This window comes from Lamprobacter sp. (assembly GCF_034860625.1).
GTDB lineage: Bacteria > Pseudomonadota > Gammaproteobacteria > Chromatiales > Chromatiaceae > Lamprobacter.
Genome location: NZ_JAYESN010000023.1, coordinates 1 through 22107 on the forward strand (window position 1 = coordinate 1; position 22107 = coordinate 22107).

The following is a 22107-nucleotide window of genomic DNA, read 5'->3' on the forward strand; positions in this document are numbered from 1 at the left end:
CTAGTGACGATACTGATCTGCGCAACGACGTCGTCGATCGTATTGTTCTCACGCCGCCACTTTAATGAGCTACACGCGCCCTCCCTTTGGCGACACGGTCGATCTCGATGCGGGAGGGGTCGCCTACACAAGACCGCGAGCGCACGACACGATCCCGAAGCGGTTTTTTGCCGCTCTTGATGATGCTCAGGCGTCGCTCTCGGCTGAAACGTATGGGCCGGGACCGAAGGGTCCGCTCCGTGTTCAGCTGGCAGACGACGCGGCGTTGCTTGAGGCTGAGGCTGGGGCGAGGCTGATCTTTCATGGCTCGCTGTCTGCCGAGCTGGCTAACACGACGGCCTCGTTCGACGCGACGGTTGTCAACAGAAGCGCCTTTGCCGCGCGACTGGATGACGGGGTAGCGGTGTTTGACGCGCAGCTGGTTCTGCGCGGATCGCTCGATGTTTGGCTGCAGAGTAGCGCTGCTAGCTTTGCGTCGAGTATGACGCCTCCCGTGTCGTTCGACCCGCTATGGCGGGCGTTCTCTCGCCCACCCCAGCAGTCCGAGTTCTCGCGTTCGGCCCAGCAGGCCGAGTTTTCTCGTCCCGCACAGCAGTATGAGTTTTCCCGCTCAGCTTTGCAGCCCAAGTTTAGCCGTGGCACAAGCTGGGATCGAAACAGGAGAGGATTATGAGACTTGGCGCAGCTAACCAGCAGCCCGGTGAGCGACTTTCGTACACTGTTTGGTATAATGACGCACTAACAGTCAGCGACAACGCGCTAGAGTCTAGCGTGACGGTAGAACCCGCTGGCGAGTTAGTTATCAGTGAGGTGCAGACGCTTGCTGATCGTGCGCGTTTCTGGGTGAGCGGAGGCGTGTCAGGCACTCAATACAAAGTGACGATTTCAACCTCGACTGAAGAAGGTCGCGTGTTTGAGGATGAGTTGATTTTCCGCATTCAAGAGATTTGACGTGAAACGCTTAGCGCTGCTTGCCCCTCTTCTTCTCACTAGCTGCATGGCTGCGAACCCCGCGCGCCCGGTACTGACATGCTCCGGCGAGTGCACGTACTATGGCCCCCAAGCACCGGACCCGAGAGTTGAAATGGCCCGCGTTCTGACGGGCGGACTCTCAAGTGTCGTAGGTATCGCTGTTGGAGGCGACGTCCTGAAATCACTTGGCAGCGCATCTGGCGCAATTAACACCGTCGAGCGCACAACGAACAACACCACAGCTCGCGACTATACTGTCCGCGAGTCGAGCCAATCGAGCGTCGTCTCTAACACGAGCAGCGCAACGACTAACACACAGATCACAGCAACACACGAGTCAATAGGAGTAGAGCCATGAAACTCGCACATTTCTTTGTCGAACGTCTTGACGAGCGTAGCACTTGGCGTGCATTGGTCGCGTTTTTGACGCTCATTGGTATCGGCCTGAGTCCGGAGCAGAAAGATGGGATTATTGCGGCGGGGGTCGCGATTGGTGCTGCGCTTGAAGCGCTGCTTCCTGATCCTGCTGGTCGCATCCACAATCGGGTGTCAGAGCAATCCGACACATCCGAGTTGCCATCTGCAGCCGACGCCAAACCTCGCTCAGCTAGCCACAGCGACGCTTTCGGACCTTGGCACAGCGGTAATTGAGTCAACGCTAATCGAACTGCGCTGTCTTTATTAAGGCTGCCGTTTACCGGACGAGGCGTGAATAGCCATGACTCAAGTTCTTGAGCCTGCGAATGTTGCACATGATGTGGATGCGGCTCACGCCAGACTTCGCTCTCATCAAGCAAACCTCGACTACGTCAACAGCCGATTGGATGGCAATGAGCGACGTATTGATCGGCTTGAGCGACGGATTGATGACCAAAGCCAAGTATTAGCGGATACTAAAGCAATGACGACATCAATCCGAGAAGAGCTTTGTTCGCAGCACAAAATGCTGGAACGCGCAGCAGAGCGGCAAGCGGACATAATTGAAAGTCTCCAGGAACACATTCAGCAAGAGATCATGCAGGAGAAGACCCGTACAGAACAGGTTGAGCGTTTGCATCGGACGATTCTGAGGGCGACGACGTTGTTTGGTGTTTTGGCGCTAGGTCTCGCTGCGATTGCCGAACAGCGCGGATTGTTTGCTCAGGTGATTGCGCTTATGGGTGGGGGCTAGCGGTGAAAATCGTCATCGACCAGTGCAGTGGAATTGCCCCCCGGACGCCACCGGCGCGCTTGTCGGCGGAGGGGGCGCAGATCGCTCGTAATGTGGACGTCCGTCGCCAGACCCTGCAGCCACTTAGAGCGGCGAGCAGTCTCGCGGTGACCTTGCCATCGGGCACGAAGACCATTTACAAGTGGGGTGGGACGCTGAGTGAGCGCGTCTGGTTTGCCTGGTCGACAGATGTGGATGTCTGTCGGGGGCAGATCGCTGGTGACGACCTGGAGTGGACGATTTTTACGGGCGACGGCTATCCGAAGATCACGAACGCGAACATGTACGGCTTGAGTGAACCGCCTGAGCCGGCCCCTTACGACCCCTACGAGCCTCCTGATCTGGACGAACCGACGGGTAGTACGTCTTTCAGTGAGGTGTATTCGTCGTATGTACGCGTGTTTGATTCGATTCATGCCGGTGCATCGACCCTGCGGATCATCATCGCCCCGTTAGAGGATGCGTTTGCGCTAGCCTCTGGCCCCGTCTCTATCTCGGGCGGGGCGATTGCGACGACTGAGCCCGTTGATCTTTCGGGTCTGAACGCGGCGATCAATGGCACCTACAACACGCTGAGTGCGCTCGAGTCGGCTGTGCTGGCTTCGTTGCCGTCGAGTTATGGCGGCAGATTCGGGTCGACCTATCTCGGGCGTGTTTTCACCGTACATCACGGCGCTTATGGCCCTGTCGGCGAGGAGATCACCGTTGGGTCTCCCTTCACCGTGACCTGGGGGTCGTAATGAGCACGACGGGATGGGTTAAATCGCCGACGGCTGTTCGCCTGGGCTTGCCTGCTCCCGAGGTGCCGCTATGGGTGTCGGTGCACGGTGTCGGCGCTTTGATCCCGATCGGCAAAGAGGTCTGGTCTCGGTTCGATACGAGTGCACCGCCATCATTCTCGCTCGACGAAGGCGAGACGTGGACGACGATCTCGATCTCCTCGAACACCGACGCGAGGGCGCTTCATGTCGATATTGCAGGGGCGATTCCCGCAGCGGATATGGGAGTGGCGCGGTTGAGTGACACGCTGTTCCTCTACCTCACCGACCCGGACCCCACGAAGGCGCTGTGGTTCAAGTGGGGCGAGACGGACGAGGACATCCTTAAGCGCACCTACGAGACGAGCTACGCGGAGACGCGCCTCTATACCTGGACCTGGATACGCGAGATCGATGGGATGATCATGGAGTCGGCTCCGGCTGAGCCGTCGCAGATGGTGAGTGTCTGCCCGTTGTCAGACGTGGTTCGATTGACGTTTCCCGGCACAGGCAGTTATCCGACGCTGCCGGCGAGCGACGGGCATTTTGCAACCGGCGTGCGGATTTACCGCTCCGCTGGTGGGTCGTTCTTGTTTGTAGCTGAGTTGGGACTCGATGAGTTCTCTGTAGAGGGCGAATCAGGGGCGCCGTTTGCGAGCGATGCACTTCCTCCCGAGATGCTTGGGGAGTTGATGCCTTTGACGATGGAGCCACCCGAGGGCTTGCGTGGCATCGTGAATTTGCCCAACGGCATCGTTGCCGGCTTCCACGATCGAGACCTGTATTTCTGCGACCCTTATCGTCCCTACTCTTGGCCTGAAGCCTATCGGCTGACGGTGGACTATCCAATCGTCGGTTTGGGCGCACTCGACACTACGCTCGTTGTGCTGACCAAAGGGCATCCGTATTTCGTTCAAGGGGCGCACCCAGACTCAATGGTAATGGTTCGCAGCCCCGTGGAGCAGTCGTGTGTCAGCAAGCAGAGCATCGTTTCGCTTGGGGGCTCGGTGCTTTACGCAAGCCCGGACGGATTGATTGCCCTCTCTCCTGGGGGCTCGTCCAACGTCACCGACGCGTTGTTCACTCGCGAGCAGTGGCAGGAGTGGTTCGACATCGAGAACCTACATGGCTACGCACATGATGGTCGTTACCACGCTTTTCACCCACGCAAGACGCATGAGATTCGCTACCAGGACTCTGAGGTCACCTCCGAGGTGCCGCTGAGTGGGTTCGTCTTCGATCCAGGCAGGGGCGTGCTCATCACACATGATCTGCCGTATTTGGGTGGGTTCTCAGACCTTCGCTCAGATCAACTCTATGTCCTGGACAGTCGCTCACTCCGCGTCTGGAACGAGGGGGTGCAGGAAATCTACACCTGGCGCTCAAAGCGTTTCGATGTGCCTCACGAAAGCTGGTTTTCTTGGGGGCATGTGGAGGCGTATGGCTACCCGGTGACGTTCCGGCTGATCGTCGATGGCCGAGAGCGATTTGTGCATGAGGTGGCATCGCGTCGGGCGTTTCGCCTGCCGGTAATCGTGGGTCGGGATTGGGAGGTCGAACTGAGCGGGCAGCATGAGGTGACTAAGATCACGCTCGCTCAGTCGTCGCAAGAGCTGTATGAGTCGTGACACCCGTCTGCCGACGATCACCAGCGACATCCCCGCTGATCTGCGAGCGTTCACGGATGAGTTGCGACGCGCGCTGACGCAGCCATCCGGCTATCGAGCTTGGCCGAACCATCGCCTACCGCATGTCTCCAGCCAAATCCCAGAGGATTTGCGCAAACTGATTCGCCGCATTCGCGAGGAGTTGCGCCGGGCGGTGCCGTCTGAGTGCATCCCGAAGTGGCGCGAGGATGAGTTCGGGCGCGAGTGGCTGAATCCCCGAGACACGCTTCCGCATTTGAGTTCGTCTGCTGAGCAGGATGTTCGGCGGTTTTTTGAGCGGGTCCGCGAGATGATGGTCCGCGAGCAGCCCGAGATTTGCCCGGAAGAGAAAAACTGCGACTCGCCCGAAGGCGAGTGGGTGACGTCCTTGATGTATCCACTGGAGTTCATCGAGGAGATGAAGGCGTCGTCGCAGGTAATGCGGGGGCAATTCTACCAAGGGACGTGGGATGCGTATGTGCCGTCATTGGTGGTGACGGGCGGGTATATCGAGATCATTTGGAATAGCATCTTTACTGAAAGTTGGGATGCGTATACGCCTTCGTTGGAAGTGACGGGCGGATGGATTGCAGATACTCGGGTTTATGCCGAGGTTGCGGAAGCGATCACAACGACAGTGCGGCTAACAGGGTTCTTGAAGCCGGGCATCTTTGCGACTGCGCCGAATGAGATGATTACATCATCCGCGTCTATTGTGAGTGGTGGGTTAGAGTGAAGATTCAAGTCCAAGGGTTGTACAAGGTGTGGGTGGAGCGCGAGGGGGTGATTACCCAAGAGACGCCTTGGTTTGACAATCTCATCACGGATAATGGGATGGATTTGATTGGGTATCACGACGACTATGGTGTTAACTGCTATGTAGGCTCGGGTACGGCGGATGCCCGTTATGATGACGTGGCGCTCGGACGCTATGTGGCTTCGGTTGACTACCTTGGCAGAGCGTTTACGGACGGGACTGCAGAAACACCTCCGTATCGCGGGTATAAAATAACCTATCGATCAGGTATTGGTTCGATTGCTGGCCCTGTGAGCGAGGTGGGGATTGGGCCGGGCAGCAGCAATCTGTTCTCGCGGGCGTTGCTCCCTGTTGAGTTGCTTTTAGATGGTGATGTGGATCGCCTCTATGTGATGTGGGAATTTCGTCAGTGTATTCCGACGGAAAGCTACGAATTTAGTGTTGAGGTTGCGGGGGCGATGCGGGATTGTGTGGCGTTCCCAATCAACACGGGCCATAAGCACATTTGGCTAAGCTACTCAGGGTGGAATTTTAAGCCAGGCGAGCCGTTGTTTCGTTGGAAGGCACCAGCTGACGGCACTAAAAATAAGATACGTCTGGATGGCTCTTGGGTGTTAGGCGACCCAAGCGAACTAAAAGCTAGTGGCACTGATTCCTACTCGCGTCGAAGGAGTTATATACCTGGAAGCCATAGACTGACGTTCGATGTTCAGTTCGGCCCTGGCCTGACGGGTATGATTGACGGCTTGCAATTCGGTCAGGGGAGGGATTGGCTTGATGTGCACCATAGTAACGGAGGCACTTGGCAGGTCGACTTCACACCCGAGATCGCACTAGAGGACCACCAGCGCATCCACTTTACTTTTGATCTGTCTTGGGCACGCTGCGGTAGTTCGAGCGACGGTGAGGGCGATCCGGGCACGCCGCATACGCCGGGTGAGTCGTATCCTGAGCCGGAGGGCGATCCGGGCACGCCGCATACGCCGGGTGAGTCGTATCCTGAGCCGGAGGAGCCAACAGACCCGACAGACCCCGAGGAGCCGATCGACCCCTCCACCTGGATCGAAAGCGTCGACGCTGAGTTCTGGCCGACACAGCGACTGGTGCTTGGCGTGCTCCCTGCTGAGGGCGATTCCGTCCACATTGAGACATGGGAGTCCGCGTCCGATACGGTATTCCCGAGCGATGACGTGATCGCCTCTGTGAACGCGAAGACGGCAGAGACAGGTGTCTCGGCTGCGTATGGGGCGGTAACGGCAGAGGGCTACACGCTCACCTTCTCAATCGCTGAGTCGACCGGCGCTTTCGACGCTGAGGTCACGGTGGCCCAGCACGAAGATAGGGAGTACCTCGGGGAAATCACGACCGTGTTCACCTCTCGGCGCTACAGGCTGTATAGACAATGATTATTCCGGTTCGATTTTCAGGCGAGTATCAAGTCCAGGTACTCAAGGCCGACCGCACGGTTCGCTATCGCTCTCATTGGATGCCGAACATCGTCACGAATGCCGGTCTCGACCGCGTGGGGAGTGGCAGCGACTTCTTGAATGAGTGCCATGTCGGCACCGGGACGGTGGTTCCCCAGGCGACTGACTCGGCCCTTGAGCAGCATGTGGCTGGCACAAGTAATCGCAAGAACGCTTCGAGTGGCCGGCTGATGGAAGCGCCGTTTGGGGGGCGTTACCAGGTGAGCTGGGAGTTTGGCCTGGGTGCCGTCGTTGGCAATATGTCCGAGGTAGGCGTCGGCTGGAGCAGTGGCGGGCTATTCTCGCGGGCGCTGTTTGTGGATGTGAATGGCAATCCGACGACGATCACGGTGCTTTCCGATGAGATGCTGTACGTCACCTACCGGCTGTTCAATTACGCCCCGCAGGCCGACGAGACATTTACCTTCAGCACCCCGTCCGGGACTCGGACAGCGGTTGTGCGGCCCGCCGACTTGGGTAACGGGGGCTATCGGTCAGGATGGGGGATACAAAACGGGGTGGAGTTTGGGTCACGGGCTGATTACCCCACTGTTGTTTACGACGGTGCTTTGGGCGATGAGTTTTCAACGCCAACAGGAGTGAGTTCGGAGGCAAGTAGCGGTGGGTCGGTTAAGGCATACAGTGTAGGCAGCTATCAGCGAGACACTGAGTTTTATTGGAGTCTAACGAGGGCGAATTTTGCGGCGGGTATTACAGCGTTCTTGTTCCGCTCACAAGGACTTGGCGCGTATCAGTTCTCGGTCGACCCGCCGTTTATGAAGACCGACGCCGATCTGCTCTCGATGACTTTCCGCACACAATGGGGGCGTTACGAGGATTGAGCGATGGCGATGCCGGGTGATGTGTTGTCGGGCGATCCTGCGGTGGGGGAGATTCTGGACCCTGACACCTGGTTCGCCTATCGCTGCCCTTGGATTGATTACGAACGCGGCGGGGTGGATGTCGGTGATCCGTCTCAGGGCTATAACGTGCAGACGTGGCGACTGCGGGGGATGTTGGCTCCGTGTAATCGCTATGACGGCCAGTGGGCGGGCGATTGGCGCGGATTGGTCCTCGATGCGCCGGGCAACTCGGATATTCCTCCGCGTCGACTCTGGCCGGTGGCTGACGTGCGGGAAGTGGCCCTAGCGTTTGATCAGAACATGCGACCGGCGGCGGCTTTTGTCGATGGGGCGATTGGGAAGCTCTACTGGTACGACTCAGATCGGGCTAAGACGGTGGTCGATGTGATCCCTGGAATGCGCTCTCCCCGGCTGTGTCTGGACGATAAGCGGGTGACTCAGACAGCCGCTTCGGACATTCTGTTGTTCTATTTGGCCGATGGGAAAGTCTGTATGCGCCGACAGCGCGATCGTTTCTCAGTGCTGTATGTGTTGAAAGAGCGTACAGGTGCCCGCGCATTAGGGCGCGTGGGAATGGGCTCGAATTGGAGGCTGCACATTGAGTTGGTGTATGATGGAACGAATCCGGGCCGACCTTGGTATCCTGAAGCGCCTTGTCTCCCGAAAGGACCGCTTGACCCAGACAAACCTTGGCGTCCTTGGAACCCGAAAGGGCCATGCGCTCCAGGGGTGTGAAGCACGGTATTCTGCTACGCTAAGTCTTATCAGTTAAAGGGGCACGGTTATGGTTTGGGCAGCAATCGCTCCCGCGCTTGTGTCAGCAGGCGCTAGTTTGATCGGGAACAGCATGGGAGGCGGTGAAAAAGCGAAGCCGTCGACCCCCGGCTTTACTCAAGCCGGCCACAACGCCATGTGGCAGTTTCAGAACGACCTCTACAATCGCGCGGAGGCTTACGGACAGCATGGCGCGAACGCTTTGCAATGGCAGCTGCCACACGCTCAGGAAGGGCTTAGCAATGCGGCGAACTTTAGCAATACGGTTCAGGGACTCACCGGCGTGTTGGTCCCACAAGCAAGCGATTTCTTGTCGCAGGCTCAAGCCGGCAACACGGCATTTCAAGGAGCGCTTGGTGGTCTCGGCACATCGCTGTCGTCGCGCCCTACTGCCAGCGGTAGCGGGGCCAACACTGCTCCCGCTGCGCTTCTCGACGCTCCTGATGGCGCGACGACGTACCAAGCCCCACAGATCAACAGCGAGCTGCTGGAGGCGTTCAACAACACGGTGAGCATGTACGGGGATGCGTTTGGCGATTTCGTCATGCCGACGTTTCAGCAGCTCAATCAGGCGGCGCAGAACTTCAGCTCACCAGGCTACGCGGAGCACCTCGCCAGGCAAGTGGCGGGCGATTCAGCTCGCTCCTTCGCCCAAGCGCAAGACGCTTCACGTCGGGCTAACGCCTCGATGGGCGTGGGGCCAGGGACCGGACGCGCGCAAGAGGCGCAGCGAGTCTCGGCGCTTCAACACTCGGCGCAAACAACGAACGCGATGAATAACGCCCGGATGACAGCTGATCAGGTTGGCTTTGACCGGCTCGGAGCCGCCGCACAGCAGAGCGCCGTGTTAGGTCAGTTGGGTAACCAGGCGTTGGATATTCGCAGCGGCTATGACCAGAGCCACATGAATATGCTGGCCGGCCTAGAACAGTCGCGCATGGGCAACGCGACGAACATCTACGGGCATCAGCTCGGCGCTCAATCCAGTATGCACAATGCGGGTGTTAATGCTCGGGCGAGCATGGCGAACGCTCAGACTGCCGCGAATGCCAGCATGTATGGCGCGGGTCTGCAAGCGCAGATCGGAGCGCTCAACGCGATGAACGATCGCGACTACAACATGGGGCGGCTAGGGCTAAGCACGTTAGACACGTTAGGCTCTCTACACAGCACGTCTTCTATGGGCCAATCGCGTGCGCTGGACGATTCTAGGGGTCTGTATAACGACTTCTTGACGACTCAGTACAACGCCAGTGGCTTGATCGGCAACGCCAACAACTACATCGTCTCTGCTTTTGGTGGCACAAACGCGCAGCAAGGCGCGCAAGCCGGGTCGCCGTCGCCGTGGGGAACCGCCATTGCGGATATAGGCGGCACGCTTGCTAAAAAAGTTGATTGGGGCTCGGTCTTCAACTCCGGCGTAGCAGGGGGCTAACCATGGCCGACATTCGATACTACATGGACGTCGCGCGCAATGCGTATGAGCGTGCTGGACGTGAGCAAGAAGAGGAGGAAGCCAAGCGCAAAGAGCGAGAGGCAGAGCAATGGCGCCAGCAGACCGCAGACAAGCTCCAGGCGTACTATCAAGCTCCAGGCGGAGGTCTAGCCTCCCCCCAACCAGCGATGGCGTCAGCAGGCTCTCAAGGGCCTGTGCCGGCAGCAACGGCTCACGCGCCTGCCCCCTTGTCTGGTGGTCTTGCCCAGCCAGTAGGCATCCCGGACAGCCTGGTCCAGAATGAGAGCGGCGGAAACTACCAGGCGCGCAACAACGTCACAGGCGCGGGTGGACTTGCGGGCCATTTTGGCAAGTACCAGTTCGGCCAAGCCCGCTTGCAGGACTATGAGCGCGCGACCGGCGAGAAGGTCGACCCTCAGAGTTTCCTCAACAGCCCGGAGCAGCAAGAGCGAGTCGCGCGCTGGCACTTCAACGACATCGACCGTTATATCCAGCAGAACGGGCTCGATCAGTACATTGGCCAAACTGTGGGCGGTGTGCCGATCACACAGAACGCACTGCGCTCGATGGCCCACCTCGGCGGCAGCGCCGGTATGGGGCGGTTTCTCAAGACGGGAGGCCAGTACAACCCTGCCGACACCAACGGCACGCGACTATCGGATTATGGAACGCGCCACGGTGGCGACGGTGGGGGTGGTCAGGCGGCAGGCGGTCAGGCGGCAGGTCCAGGTCAGCAGGCTCATCAGGCGCCCGACGTCTCACGCGCCGCACAGCTCTACCAAGAGATCGTCATCGACGCCTTCCGGCACAACCAGCTCGAACAAGCGGCGCCCGTGCTCGCCCAGCTCGCCTCCAAAGGGTTTGCCGCGCACATGCAGAGCTTCCAGGGAGACCCCACAACTCCAGACGGTGCTGTGGAGTTCATGTGGCACATGGGCGCCGGCGCCGGCACATTTGGCCGAGACCCCTGGGAGATCGCCAGTCAGGCGGCAGGCCGAGCGACGGACTTCAACCGGACTCGCCAGAGCGATCAAGCGCATGGTCTCGCTCAACGCCAAGAGACTCGCCTATCTGAGAACGCCGAGACGGCGCGCGAAGACGCCGCCTTTACGCGTGAGCTGAAGCGGCAAGAAGCCGGCCTGACGCGCACGAAGCTAATGCTGCAGTACATCAACGCTGGCATGGTGGATCAGGCGACCCAGCTGGCTCAATCGCTAGGCTACGACCTCACAAACATCGAGGAGGCCCAGACCGATATGCCGGGGGTCGGACCAGCGCGCACGATGAAGTTCGACCTGGTGGGTCCGGACGGCAAATCCATGACCACCGATGCACTGACCATGGCAGGCCACCTGGGCTTGACGTCAGCGGCCTCGTCCGACGAAGCGCGTTCTGTGTCGGCGTCCGAGCAGAAGACGGTCGACGAGGCGCTGTATGGAGCAGTCGAAGCGAAGTGTGCTCAACTACCTGGCGGTCAATGCACGTCTGCACAAAGACAGACGCTGACCCAAGAGCTGCTGCCGCAGGTGATGGCGGCTCATCAAGCGCGCTACAAAGCCTTATCCACAGGGCGACCGTACCAACAACCGAGCGGCGGGCCTGACATGGCGACGATCTACGATCAAGCCTTTGGAGCATTCTAAGCATGTCCCTGATCGACACCCTTCGCGAGCGCCACGCGGACAAGATCGGCGATGCGTCAGACGCTGAGATCGTTGGCTTCCTGTCTAAAACCACTGGGCGAGATCAAGCCTTGGTGGCGCTTGATCTGGGTCTCGACGCGACACAGTACGGGCAGAATCAGGGACTCGGCGGGGATATGTGGACCTCGCTGAAGAAGGAAGCCGTCAACTTCGTCACTGAGGGCGTTCCCGGCCTCATCGACATGGGCGCTTCGATCCTGACGGCGCCCTCTCGCTACGCCGTTGGCGCGGTCACCGGCAACGAGGTCGAAGGGTTCGCCCCGGCAACCCGATTGGCTGAGGGGTTGGCCGATCTGACGGGGCTTTCCGGGGATGCCTACGAGCAGCGCATGGACCTGCAGTACAGCCCCGAGCAGCAGGCGCTGAATCAGCGCACCGCCGCGCTCGATCAGTCCACCGGCATGAACGCCTTCACCGGCGCACTCGGCTCGGCCCTGACCGGCCAGGGTGGGTTCAACGAAGTTCAGCAAGCGTGGAATGACTTACAGCTCGGGGAGTGGTTAGCTCATTACGGGTCGAACGCGGGACGGATCGCGCCTAACCTGATCGCCGGGTCGACTCCCTCCCTTGTGGCGGGCTTAGGCGCTGGTGGACTTGTTGCCAAAGCGGGTCAAGCCGCCCGTGGGGTCATCGGCCAGCGTGCTGCGGATACAGTCAGCCGCCTCTCCCCCTTCGCGGGTGAGGGTCTTGTCATGGGCGGACAGCAGACCGGCCAGCTGCTCAAGGAAGGCGTTCATCCAGACGAGGCGGCGCTTGCGGGTGGTGTGACGGCAGTGCTTGGTGCGGGTGTGGGTGCGGCAGGCGGCACGCTGGCTAACCGATTGGGAGCTGGCGACGTCAACCAGGCGTTCTCCCGTGCAGGACGTGACGCGGCTCAGGATGCGGCGGTTCGTGAAGGGCGAGACATGCTCAGCTACGGCCCGCGTCTTGTTGTTGGCACCGGCATCGAAGCGGGTGAAGAGCTGCTGCAATCAGGCATGGAGCAGACTGTCTCCAACATCGCCCAGGACAAGCCCTTCTTGCAGGGTGTGCCGAGCGCGATGGCTCAGGGTACGCTGGCCGGTGCGGGCATGGGTGCCGCGTTCAACCTCATCCCTGGTGGCAAGCCTGTGGACTTGATGGCTGGCCGGGACACTCAGGAGGGTACGCCCGAAGTCGGCCAATCCCCGATTGAGCCACAGTCTCCATCGCCTTTGGTCGAGATTGCCGGTCGAGCTGCGCCTCCAGTTGGGCAGCCCAGCGCACAAGCGCAACTACCTCGTCCCGTCGAGCCCAGCAATCTGCTAGGCGCGCCACCTCAAGCAGACGTCGAGACGTCCACCGCGCGCTCAGAAGCTCCCCCGACAGACCCTAACAAGACGAGCGAGTTAGCTGACCAGCTGATCGATCTGGCTAACGATCCGACATCCCCCGTCGACCCTAACAAGACACTTCAGCGGAATAACCCCAGCCACGTCAACTATGCGGTGGCGAAGCGCATTGAGCATGTGTCCACCCTCGATGACGGCGCGCTCAAGGCCGAGGCTCGTCGGAAGCAAGCATCCAAGTCGACTTGGGTGCGAGCGATCTATGACTTAGAGCTGAAGCGGCGGGGGCTCACGCTAGACGACGAGACGACCTCTACAACTGAAGATGGCGAAGCGACTTCACCACTCAATGCGGCATCACAGACGCGTACCACGGCACCCCCAACTCCACCGACTGGAGTCACCGGAGCAACAGCACCAGCGCCTGCAGCGCCGCAAGCGAACACGGTCGCGCAACCTCCGCCGACGCCTGGCCCAGCGGCTCGCCCACGCCCGGTCTCTTTCCCTGCTCAGCCTGCCCCGGTAGCGACGTCAGGTCTTTTTCAGTCGAGCGACTTCACGAAGCGAAACAAGGCTAACGTCGGGGCGATGAAGCGGCTGGCGATGAGCGCCCAGGGTGAGACCGACCCGGCGCGTCTGCAACGCGCGCTTGAGGAATCAGGCCATGTTCTGCCGACCGGCGATGTGTCGACATCGAGCGCGTCGATCACGAAGATGATTGAGGCTGTTCAAGCACGCATCGCCGCTCTGAAAGCGTCCTCGCCTCCGACTCCAGCAGCTGACCCGCGCGCTCGACTCCAGCAGATCGACCAGCAGCGCTCTGAGATTGCTCAGCGCTTGCAAGGGGTTGTTGAGTTTCTGCCGGAAGGGCAGCGAGAGACCATACTCAACACGCTGGCTCATGGCCAAGTTCGGGACGGGGAGAAGTCTTCCGCTAATCACTCACAGCAAATGAGGAAAGCGCTTGAGAAGTTGGATGCGGTTTCTCCGACGCTACGAACGCTTTATGAGCAGTCCGAAGCGCTGGATCAAGAGGCTACTGCACTGAGAAACGCGCTGGCGCAAGACGATGCTCGTCAAGAAGACGACGCGCAAGCGCTTAGCGAACTAACAGGACAAGCACAGGTTAGTGATGAGGCGTATGTCGGAGATGATGTTTCTGGCAACGAAGCATATAACGCGGCGGATGAGACGACGGCAGAAGCCGAAGCAGCGGCTGGCGAGCTTTCGTTCGGCACAGGAAAGTATCTGAGGGGGCAAGTATCGGAGGCGCGTCGGGAAGAGAACAAGCAGCGTGTTAGCGAGCTTGTGGAGGGCGAACTTGATTGGAGTGACCAACAAGCTGTTAGATCGCTGAGAGCGTTTGCGCATGATCAGATGACAGACAACAACGACCCCACTGGTGCGTGGGGCGAAGTCTATCGTCGCGTCTCAGAAGAGCTAGCGATCCAAGGAGGAGGTGAGAATAAGGGTTCAACAGCGAAGATTGACCGCGCGCTGAAGCGTGCGGCTGACGTACTCGATAAGATCGCAGACCTCGAAGCGAAGCCGAATACACCGGCTAACAAGACCAAGATCGGCCTCTTACGAGAGCAGGTGCGCGACATCCAGGAGGCGTGGCGTAAGTCTTTCGCCGCCGAGTTTGGCAAGAGCACTGGGCAGGACCAAGAGCAGACAAAAGGGTCCGGGCTTAAAGCCCCTTCCCTGCGCAAAGAGCTGACCCGTTACCGACGCGCGCTCGCGGCTCGCCGTGGAGTGGCGGAAAGCGAGGTTTCTTTCAAGGAAGCTGCTGAAGCCAAGCCCGACGATCTGGCCAGTACATCCGCTGTCGAGCAGGAGAACCGAGCGCTGGCAGAGTGGGAGCTGCAGAAGGCTGAGCTGGATGCGATTGAGAAAGCAGCGACGTTCTCTGAAGCCGAAGAGACTACATTCTCTACGCTTTGGGGCCAGATTGTTGATGCACGAGGCGGCGTGCCTTGGTCTGAGCTATCCTTACGAGAGCGGGCTGACCTAAGAAGCAGGATTGAGTCCAGTTCTTCCTATATTGACGCCTTGTTAGGGGCGCATGGAGCTTACAAGAATGAGCGGATTGTCGATTCAGAAATTGGCGAACGACCCAGCACTGTTCAAAGAGGTGCAGCAGGAGCTAGCACAGAGACTAGCCGAGGAGAAGACACCGCAGCCGCCAAAGAATCCGGAGAGGCCGACGTTTCGGCTGAGAAGCCAAAGCCACGTGTCGAAGTCCGAACCAGGCGGCGTCGCACCGCGCCATCCAAAGAGGCCCCCGCTGCCGAAGGACAATCGGAAGGTGTAGCGTCAACACGCAAGGAGCGAACATCTCACGACAAGGCTGTCATCTATGCGTGGCACGCAGCCATGCCGAAGACGACGGATGGTAAGCCGGCTCCCCTTGGGGACGCACTCCGCCAGCTTACGACGATCAAACAGAGTGCGCCGGATGACTATGCTGTTCTGGTAGACCGCCTGACTGGCTTTAAGGACCAGCGGCTTCGCAATGACGAGGCCCAGCGTCTCTATAGCAAGCTCATGGCGGGCGAGTCTCTGGTGGAGGCTAGCACGGACCTGGACGCGGCTGAGCCAGACGGCGACACGCGCTATGGTCACGACCAGGTCGCCAACCCGACGACTCGTGAGGCGTTCACGCAGACGATCAAAGATGTTCTGGGCATCGGGTCGTCCTGGAAACTCCACGTCTACGACAGCGCCCAAGACGTTCCCGCCGAAGGCCAGCAAGGCGTCGACAAAGGCGCCTACGGTTGGGTCGTGCCCGATCGCAACGGTGTCAAGCACGCGCATTTCATCTTGGATCGCATCGAGTCCGGGACGGAGCTGGGCAAGTTCCTCCACGAAGTTGGCGCCCATGTCGGCCTGGAGACGATTCTTTCTCCAGCGCAGTACGACCGGCTACACAGTAAGATCGCCGAGTGGGCCGTTGAGGCGCGCCTCTCCGCTGATTCGGGGACCATGACCCAAGCCCAGAGCATCGCGCTGCGCGCCTGGGGTCGGATGAGCGACGCGACCAAGGGTGCCGACCCGGAGACCAAACACAGTGAGCTGATCGCCTACTTCGTCGAAGAGGCCGTGGCAGCCGGTGTGGACCCGACGGCGCTGGACATGAAGTCTGACCTCGGTCGCTGGTTCAACACGTTGTGGGCGGCGTTTAAGCGGGCGCTGCGCCGGCTGGGCATCAAGAACATCGACAGCCTGACACCACAAGACGTGGTGGACTTGGCCTATGGCGCGGCCAAGCTGGAGATGCGGGGCACCCAGAGCGCTGAATCCACGACCACAGAGGGCGCCCCTAGTGGCGATCTTGGCCGGATGCAGTTCGGTGTCAACGCCCCGCCCGCCCATGTCTCTGCACTCAAAGACGCGCTCGACTCAGCACTTGAGTCCGGTGGCAAAAGCTCAATCAAACAACTCTTGGGCTGGATGACGCTCGGCCAGATCGCTGAGCGCTTCGGTGACAACCACCCTGCCCTTCGCACGCTGGCTTCTTCATTCAAAAGCATGGAGGCGCTGGCTAAGCGCTGGCTCAATCGTGCTGAGGAGATCGACCGGAGTTGGGCCAGCTTGGATAAAGCACGCACCAATCTCCTCAACCAAGTCATGCAGCGGGCCACACTGGCTGGCTACGACCCTGAGACCGGGGATCGCCAAGCGTCGACTCACGAAGAGCACGAGATCAATCGCCTGTGGAAGCAGCTCGAACAGATGGATCGCCGCGTACCCAATACGGCAGCGAAAGCGACGGACGTCTACCGGGCGGCGCGGGATCATTTCGAGGAGGACTTGAAAGCCGCTCGCGACTATGTGAAGTCGATGAATCGGGAGAGCGCATCGCCACGCACGCAAGAGCTGATTAAGGTGCTCGACAAGCTGGGGCGCCAGGGCAAAAAGCCCTACTTCTCCCTCACCCGCATTGGCGACTTCTATACGGTCGGCATGTCGCCGGAAATGGCCGCGCTGGACGCCAAGGTCCAGAATGACACCGCGACGGAGGCGGAGGTCAAGCGCTATCGGGAGATGCGCAAAAAAAGCGAGCACTACATCCAGACCGCGCACAAATCCCAGCGGGCAGCCATTCAGCACCGCAAAGCCTTGGAGCGTCGAGGGTTTGTCGCCTATGACAATGAGAGCACATTCAAGCCTGGCCCCAGCGGGCAGTTGTTGCGCCCTGAGATGAAGCAGTTTGAAGACCTGCTCAGCGACATCGGACTCGACAGCAAGGTCGTCAATCAGCTCAAAGCCCAGTACGAGACCATGCTCATTAGCGCGCTGCCAGAAAGCCACGCACTCAAGCAGTCACTCAAGCGTGAGGGCATCTATGAAGACAACGCCGACATGCGTGGTAAGTTCGCGGCAGCGGCGCAATTCCGCGCTCACACCCTGAGTCGATTGACGCATCTGCGGGATATTCAGGACGCCACCCGAGAGCTAGTCACTTCGGGTCGAGGTGGAGACACGGAGGCGCGGGCACTGGCCAATGAGATTCAGAAGCGAAGCGAGCTGGCCTTTGAGCGCTATGAAGGCACGGGGTTTGTCCGTGGGCTGACCAAGCTCTCCTATATGGGCTACCTGGGCGCCTCCCCGGCCTACATGCTGCTCAACCTCTCGCAGACGCCGGCAATCACCGCCCCCTGGCTGGCCGCACGCAACGGCAACCGGATGCCACAGACCCTGGGCATGTTGCTGAAAGACATGAACCGGGTGCGCAAAGCGATCTCTCTGCATACGCAGGGAGAAGTCATGGTGGACTTCGACCCGAGCAAGAGCGACTTCACCGCACAGGAGCGGCGCGTCATCAACGACCTGGTCGACTCCGGCTCGCTCGACTTTACCATCACCTATGACCTGGGCGCGGTCTCTGCGGGCAAGAGTGATGTCCTTGAGCGCACGACACGATCACTGAATGCGCCGACTCATGCGATTGAGATTATGAACCGGACGGCGACCGCGCTCTCGGCCTATCGCATCAGGTACGAGCAGACGCAGGACCACGCCAAGTCCTTAGCCTTCGCTCGGGAGGCGGTCGACACGACGCAGGTGGACTACTCACCATCCAACGCGGCGAGGCACATGCAGAAGCTGCCAATCGTCGGTCGAGATGGCGCCAAGCTGGCTTTCCAGTTCTATCGCTTCCAACAAGCCATGACCTACTTGGCGGTCTCGACGTTCAAGGATGCGTTCTGGTCCAAAGACCCAAAGGTGCGGCGCGAAGCGCGCTCCACCATGGCATGGTTGTCAGCCAGTCTGACGGCGACCTCGGGGGTGTTTGGTCTGCCCTTCGTCGCAGGTGGTCTGAGCCTGGCGAGCACGATCGCCGCAGCGCTTGGGTTTGGAGATGAGGAGGATGACATCGACCTTGAGCGCTCCCTCAAGAACTTCATCCACGACAACGCGGGGTGGGCGGCGGACTACCTGAACCAAGGCGCGCTCGACACGCTCACTGGCATGGCGATGGGTAAGCGCATGGGCCAAGGTGACCTGATGAACCCATTCGCCTACACGCGCTCGGGACGCGACGACACGACTGAGGATACGTTTAAGGAGATGTTGTTTGCGCTCGCAGGAGCGCCGGTGAGTAATGCGGTGGGGATGTGGGATGGGGCGATGAGTCTCGCCGAGGGAGATGTGCAGAACTTCATGGAGAAGGCGGTGCCGCTGAAGATGGTCCGCGACCTGGCCCGCGCCCACGAGCTGAGTACGGAGGGGCTGACCGAGCGCGACGGCGACGTGATCCTGGGGCCGGATCAGTTCACCTCGCTGGAGAAAATCTACCAGCTGCTTGGTATCACGCCGGCGAAGAAGTCGCGCTACTACGAGCGCAACAGTGCGATCCAGGGTGCCCGTATGGGGGTGGAGAGTGCCAAGAAGAAGCTCATCGCGGACTTCCACCAGGCAGACAGTGGACGTGAGCGCGCACAAGCCAGGAAGGCGATCACAGCCTTCAACCAGCGCAACCCTCACGCTCGCATCACCTACAAGACACTGCGGCGATCCACTGACCGGCGCCGAGACAACCAGCGGCAGCGTGATGCGACTGGAGTGGTGATCAACGAGCAGATGCGCCCATACCTGGACGCTGGGCGGTTTGCACAATGACGGATTTCACTGCACACTATTTGCACACGGCCTGCCTAAGTCTTTGATTTTATTAATGCGAAATTGCATTCGCAATGCGGAGGTCAGGGGTTCGATCCCCCTCAGCTCCACCAACTAAATCAACGACTTAGCAGAATAATCCTCCTAGTTGCCCGCATCTTGCGGGCTTTTTTGTGCGCGTGTAATATCCTGATTTGTCAGGGGTTGCCCCACGACTCCATTTAGCGACTGCACACGATTTGCACACACCATGGCCTCGATTTACCCCCTCTCTTCTGGCAAGTGGCGAGCCCAGATTCGCCGCAAAGGACACCGCCCGGTCTCTCGTCTATTCGCCACCAAGAAGGCAGCCGAGCGCTGGGTCCGAACCCAAGAGGTTCAGCTCGACACCACGCGTCCCGGCGAGATGCCGGGAACCGACCCGCTGAGCAAGCTGCTGAAGCGCTATGAGGATGAGGGGAATGTGCAAGCCAAGCGTGGGCACGTCAATGAGACGAGCCGCCTGCGGCTGTTCCTAGCGGAGCTGGGGCATCTCACGGTTGCGGAGCTAGACAAGGGCGCCATCATCGCCTACGCCCGCAGACGTCTGAAGTCGGTCTGCTCGGATACGGTGCGCCGCGAGCTGATGCAGCTCTCCGGCATTCTGACCCACGCCAGGGATGAGTGGGGCTACCGTCCCGAGCCGGGGGCGATTCGATCCGCGCAGAAGTATCTGGAGTCCAAGCGCGTTCTCAAACCCAAGGTCAAGCGCACGCGGCGGCTGCGGCCAGGAGAGTACAAGCGCCTGCTACGCGGCCTGAAGGACAACCCGCGCATGCGGGTGATTGTGCGACTGATGATTGAGACGGGACTACGACGTGAGGAGGTGGCGAAGCTAAAGCGCAGTGCGCTGGTGGGTGAGGGGTTGTGGGTGATTGACGACAAGATGGGCGGGACGACGCTGATTCCGATCTCGATGAAAGCGCGTCGACTTTTGGAGGGGATGCCAGAGGAGGGGTTTGGGATGAGGCCGGACTCGATCACGCAAGCGTTTAATCGAGCCCTGAAGCGGGTGGGAATCACGGACCTGCGACCCCACGATCTGAGGCATGAGGCGGTCTCGCGACTATTCGAGAAGGGTCTGACAGTGCAGGAAGTGGCGATGATCAGCCGACACTCGGACTGGCGCAGCTTGAAAATCTACACGCAGCCGAGTGTGGCAAAGGTCACGGAGAAGTTGGGTTAGGTCTCCCATAAGTTCTTTTCCGGATACGGGCCGTCTTCTCTGACACGCAAGGCCCGTGTGGGCTGCCCTGCTTTCCACAGTCTCCAGGCTTTGAAAACCAACGCAAGTTTGTACCGTGGTTTTAGCACCGTCTTCGCTGTGCGCGCATCTATCAGCCGATTTCGCAATAATAGAATAGGTGACGTAGCCTCTAAGTTTGTTCCGTTGCGGAACCGCTCAGTAAACTCAACTGCTTTTGTTTTGTCCGCCTTAGAAGCGAGGTAGAAAAAGAAGCAGTAATGCGACAAAGTTACAATTCTAGTAATACCCTCTTTCCTTCCAGCGATGTAATTTACTGCTTCAACTAGCTGCGGGTTGTGGCTAACATAGTCTCGCAGAATACTCGGCGCCGCCTTCGTCTGTGTAAGTCGTTGTTTCTACTCGAAAATCCAAATCTGGATCGGCCTCTAGTCGATCGACCATGGCGCGAATGTCGCGCATAACGTGTGCGTGCGTCTTCCCCGTCAGCTCGGCAATCTCCTTGCTGGTCATGGACAGGGCGGCGGTCATTGCGATGATGGCAGACATGAAAAACCCCACGGGTCTGGGACCGGTTGGCGACCGGAGATTGTGAGTCGTAGCAACAAGAAAGACCGACTAACAATCTGCTTCCCAGACCCGTGGGGTCTGACTCTTGTTGCTGGCGCCGGGGAGCCACCCCCTGCTGAGGACTAACATAGCTCCTGTTAGCCCCCGCGTCAATCCTTGTTAGTCATCCTCCCACTCACGATTCCTGAGCATAAGTTCTAACACTGCGAGGCAGTTCCAGGCGGCATGCGCCATGTGTAGCAGGCCCGTCTCGGGGTCTGTGTTTCCCGCTCCGAAGATGTGCCGGAGCATGGCGTCGGTGTAGCGGGCCTGGCCATCATCGACGTGCTCCCAGCCGTTGTCTGAATACTTCTTGGCCCCGAAGGTGCCGACCTTGGCGACTTCGACCAGGGCGTTCTGGAAGCCGAAGAGCACCAGCCCCATGCGTGGCTTGCCCGCGTCATCTTTGGCGCCTGGTACGTGAAGGTTGTCGCGACCGACCTCGATGATCCCGGCGATGGCGGCATCCATTATCTCGCGCTTTTCTTTGGCGGAGCGTGTCTTCCAGCTTTGTCGTGTTCTCATACAGCCACCTTTGTTGGACCTTGCTGCCCGTTGAACGACCCGACTGTTCGGTAGCTTCTCGACAGCGGCACCGGCTCACCAACCCAGAATACGAGCTGGCCTATCGACAGGCCAGGCTTTAGTAAGAGCATTGAGTATTGCGAGGCATTTTTCAGCTCAAGCGTTAATTCCGCGTTGTTGAATCCGGGGTCTGCCCACCCGGCGAGTAAGTGATTGCACGCTCGCCGGGCAATGTTGCTGCGCAGCTTAAACTCAAACGCAATATCATCCGGCAGGTTGAATCGCTCCATAGTGCTCGCGAGGGCGAACGCACCCGGATGTAGCTCCCAGTACCCTTCGGAGGTTAAGGGCAGGCGCATTAGCGGCAGTGGGTCTTTTCTGTCATCGAGCCGCACCCGTTTACCCCCGTTGGGGTCTTCAACTAGGAGTGTCGTCCCCAGCCGCACGTCGATCGACGCCCCGTTGATTTGCTCAGGCTCGACGTTCTCAACAACGCCCCGTCCAACTAACTCAACCAGCTTGTTGTACGTAATCAGCACGCTCGGCCTCTCCGTCGTGTGGGAATAAAGGGTCGAGGTAAAACCGGGGACAGAGGTGCCCTCGGTCTGGGAAGTGCGATTCTGAAAGCTCGCAGCGCAATAGCCCCCAATGGACACACATCTGACATTGCACTATCGCGTCAGGCTTCGTAT

The 22107-nt window shown here is 59.5% G+C and carries 17 protein-coding genes; 14 read left to right on the forward strand and 3 right to left on the reverse strand.

Annotated elements, in window-relative coordinates:
- Positions 1-64: 64 nt before the first annotated feature.
- From VBE63_RS08190 to VBE63_RS08255, 14 genes are all read left to right on the forward strand, one after another.
- Positions 65-673, forward strand: coding sequence for a hypothetical protein (locus tag VBE63_RS08190; protein WP_323682524.1), 609 nt, complete (start codon positions 65-67; stop codon positions 671-673).
- Entirely contained in the window at positions 670-951 is a 282-nt protein-coding gene (locus tag VBE63_RS08195; protein ID WP_323682525.1) for a hypothetical protein, read from the forward strand. Before VBE63_RS08190 ends, VBE63_RS08195 begins: the two co-directional genes overlap by 4 nt.
- Before the next feature lie 375 nt (positions 952-1326).
- Positions 1327-1623, forward strand: a complete 297-nt coding sequence (locus tag VBE63_RS08200) for a hypothetical protein (RefSeq protein WP_323682526.1) — start codon at positions 1327-1329, stop codon at positions 1621-1623.
- 67 nt (positions 1624-1690) lie between these two features.
- The gene (locus VBE63_RS08205; RefSeq protein WP_323682527.1) at positions 1691-2143 is read left to right on the forward strand and encodes a hypothetical protein; all 453 of its coding nucleotides are present in this window, start codon (positions 1691-1693) and stop codon (positions 2141-2143) included.
- A 2-nt stretch (positions 2144-2145) separates the two neighbouring features.
- Positions 2146-2922 carry a hypothetical protein gene (locus tag VBE63_RS08210; RefSeq protein ID WP_323682528.1) on the forward strand — a complete coding sequence of 259 codons (777 nt, stop codon included), beginning with the start codon at positions 2146-2148 and terminating at the stop codon, positions 2920-2922.
- On the forward strand, positions 2922-4568 hold the full coding sequence (locus tag VBE63_RS08215) for a hypothetical protein (protein ID WP_323682529.1): 1647 nt from the start codon (positions 2922-2924) through the stop codon (positions 4566-4568). Before VBE63_RS08210 ends, VBE63_RS08215 begins: the two co-directional genes overlap by 1 nt.
- The gene (locus VBE63_RS08220) at positions 4558-5322 is read left to right on the forward strand and encodes a hypothetical protein (RefSeq protein ID WP_323682530.1); all 765 of its coding nucleotides are present in this window, start codon (positions 4558-4560) and stop codon (positions 5320-5322) included. Before VBE63_RS08215 ends, VBE63_RS08220 begins: the two co-directional genes overlap by 11 nt.
- Positions 5319-6749 (forward strand): hypothetical protein, encoded by a 1431-nt coding sequence (locus tag VBE63_RS08225; RefSeq protein ID WP_323682531.1) that lies wholly within the window; start codon positions 5319-5321, stop codon positions 6747-6749. The genes VBE63_RS08220 and VBE63_RS08225 overlap by 4 nt, the downstream gene beginning before the upstream one ends.
- Positions 6746-7651: a hypothetical protein gene (locus tag VBE63_RS08230; protein WP_323682532.1), complete on the forward strand. Its 906-nt coding sequence runs from the start codon at positions 6746-6748 to the stop codon at positions 7649-7651. The genes VBE63_RS08225 and VBE63_RS08230 overlap by 4 nt, the downstream gene beginning before the upstream one ends.
- Before the next feature lie 3 nt (positions 7652-7654).
- Positions 7655-8407, forward strand: a complete 753-nt coding sequence (locus VBE63_RS08235; RefSeq protein WP_323682533.1) for a hypothetical protein — start codon at positions 7655-7657, stop codon at positions 8405-8407.
- A 112-nt stretch (positions 8408-8519) separates the two neighbouring features.
- Positions 8520-9881 (forward strand): hypothetical protein, encoded by a 1362-nt coding sequence (locus VBE63_RS08240; protein ID WP_323682534.1) that lies wholly within the window; start codon positions 8520-8522, stop codon positions 9879-9881.
- A 2-nt stretch (positions 9882-9883) separates the two neighbouring features.
- Positions 9884-11545: a hypothetical protein gene (locus VBE63_RS08245; RefSeq protein WP_323682535.1), complete on the forward strand. Its 1662-nt coding sequence runs from the start codon at positions 9884-9886 to the stop codon at positions 11543-11545.
- 2 nt (positions 11546-11547) lie between these two features.
- Positions 11548-19038 carry a PLxRFG domain-containing protein gene (locus VBE63_RS08250; RefSeq protein ID WP_323682536.1) on the forward strand — a complete coding sequence of 2497 codons (7491 nt, stop codon included), beginning with the start codon at positions 11548-11550 and terminating at the stop codon, positions 19036-19038.
- 250 nt (positions 19039-19288) lie between these two features.
- Positions 19289-20263: a site-specific integrase gene (locus VBE63_RS08255; protein ID WP_323682537.1), complete on the forward strand. Its 975-nt coding sequence runs from the start codon at positions 19289-19291 to the stop codon at positions 20261-20263.
- A gap of 360 nt (positions 20264-20623) precedes the next feature.
- Here VBE63_RS08255 and VBE63_RS08260 read toward each other — a convergent pair whose 3' ends face one another.
- The 3 genes from VBE63_RS08260 to VBE63_RS08270 all read right to left on the reverse strand — a co-directional run bounded on the left by VBE63_RS08260 (position 20624) and on the right by VBE63_RS08270 (position 21954).
- Positions 20624-20830 (reverse strand): Rha family transcriptional regulator, encoded by a 207-nt coding sequence (locus tag VBE63_RS08260; RefSeq protein WP_323682538.1) that lies wholly within the window; start codon positions 20828-20830, stop codon positions 20624-20626.
- 180 nt (positions 20831-21010) lie between these two features.
- Positions 21011-21415: a dATP/dGTP diphosphohydrolase domain-containing protein gene (locus tag VBE63_RS08265; protein WP_323682539.1), complete on the reverse strand. Its 405-nt coding sequence runs from the start codon at positions 21413-21415 to the stop codon at positions 21011-21013.
- Positions 21412-21954, reverse strand: a complete 543-nt coding sequence (locus VBE63_RS08270) for a dCTP deaminase domain-containing protein (protein WP_323682540.1) — start codon at positions 21952-21954, stop codon at positions 21412-21414. Before VBE63_RS08270 ends, VBE63_RS08265 begins: the two co-directional genes overlap by 4 nt.
- Between the last annotated feature and the right edge of the window lie 153 nt (positions 21955-22107).

Coding starts and splice junctions, on each gene's coding strand:
- VBE63_RS08190 (WP_323682524.1), top strand. CDS start 65: ATGAGCTACACGCGCCCTCCCTTTGGCGACACGGTCGATCTCGATGCG.
- VBE63_RS08195 (WP_323682525.1), top strand. CDS start 670: ATGAGACTTGGCGCAGCTAACCAGCAGCCCGGTGAGCGACTTTCGTAC.
- VBE63_RS08200 (WP_323682526.1), top strand. CDS start 1,327: ATGAAACTCGCACATTTCTTTGTCGAACGTCTTGACGAGCGTAGCACT.
- VBE63_RS08205 (WP_323682527.1), top strand. CDS start 1,691: ATGACTCAAGTTCTTGAGCCTGCGAATGTTGCACATGATGTGGATGCG.
- VBE63_RS08215 (WP_323682529.1), top strand. CDS start 2,922: ATGAGCACGACGGGATGGGTTAAATCGCCGACGGCTGTTCGCCTGGGC.
- VBE63_RS08220 (WP_323682530.1), top strand. CDS start 4,558: ATGAGTCGTGACACCCGTCTGCCGACGATCACCAGCGACATCCCCGCT.
- VBE63_RS08230 (WP_323682532.1), top strand. CDS start 6,746: ATGATTATTCCGGTTCGATTTTCAGGCGAGTATCAAGTCCAGGTACTC.
- VBE63_RS08235 (WP_323682533.1), top strand. CDS start 7,655: ATGGCGATGCCGGGTGATGTGTTGTCGGGCGATCCTGCGGTGGGGGAG.
- VBE63_RS08240 (WP_323682534.1), top strand. CDS start 8,520: ATGGGAGGCGGTGAAAAAGCGAAGCCGTCGACCCCCGGCTTTACTCAA.
- VBE63_RS08245 (WP_323682535.1), top strand. CDS start 9,884: ATGGCCGACATTCGATACTACATGGACGTCGCGCGCAATGCGTATGAG.
- VBE63_RS08250 (WP_323682536.1), top strand. CDS start 11,548: ATGTCCCTGATCGACACCCTTCGCGAGCGCCACGCGGACAAGATCGGC.
- VBE63_RS08255 (WP_323682537.1), top strand. CDS start 19,289: ATGGCCTCGATTTACCCCCTCTCTTCTGGCAAGTGGCGAGCCCAGATT.
- VBE63_RS08260 (WP_323682538.1), bottom strand. CDS start 20,830: ATGTCTGCCATCATCGCAATGACCGCCGCCCTGTCCATGACCAGCAAG.
- VBE63_RS08265 (WP_323682539.1), bottom strand. CDS start 21,415: ATGAGAACACGACAAAGCTGGAAGACACGCTCCGCCAAAGAAAAGCGC.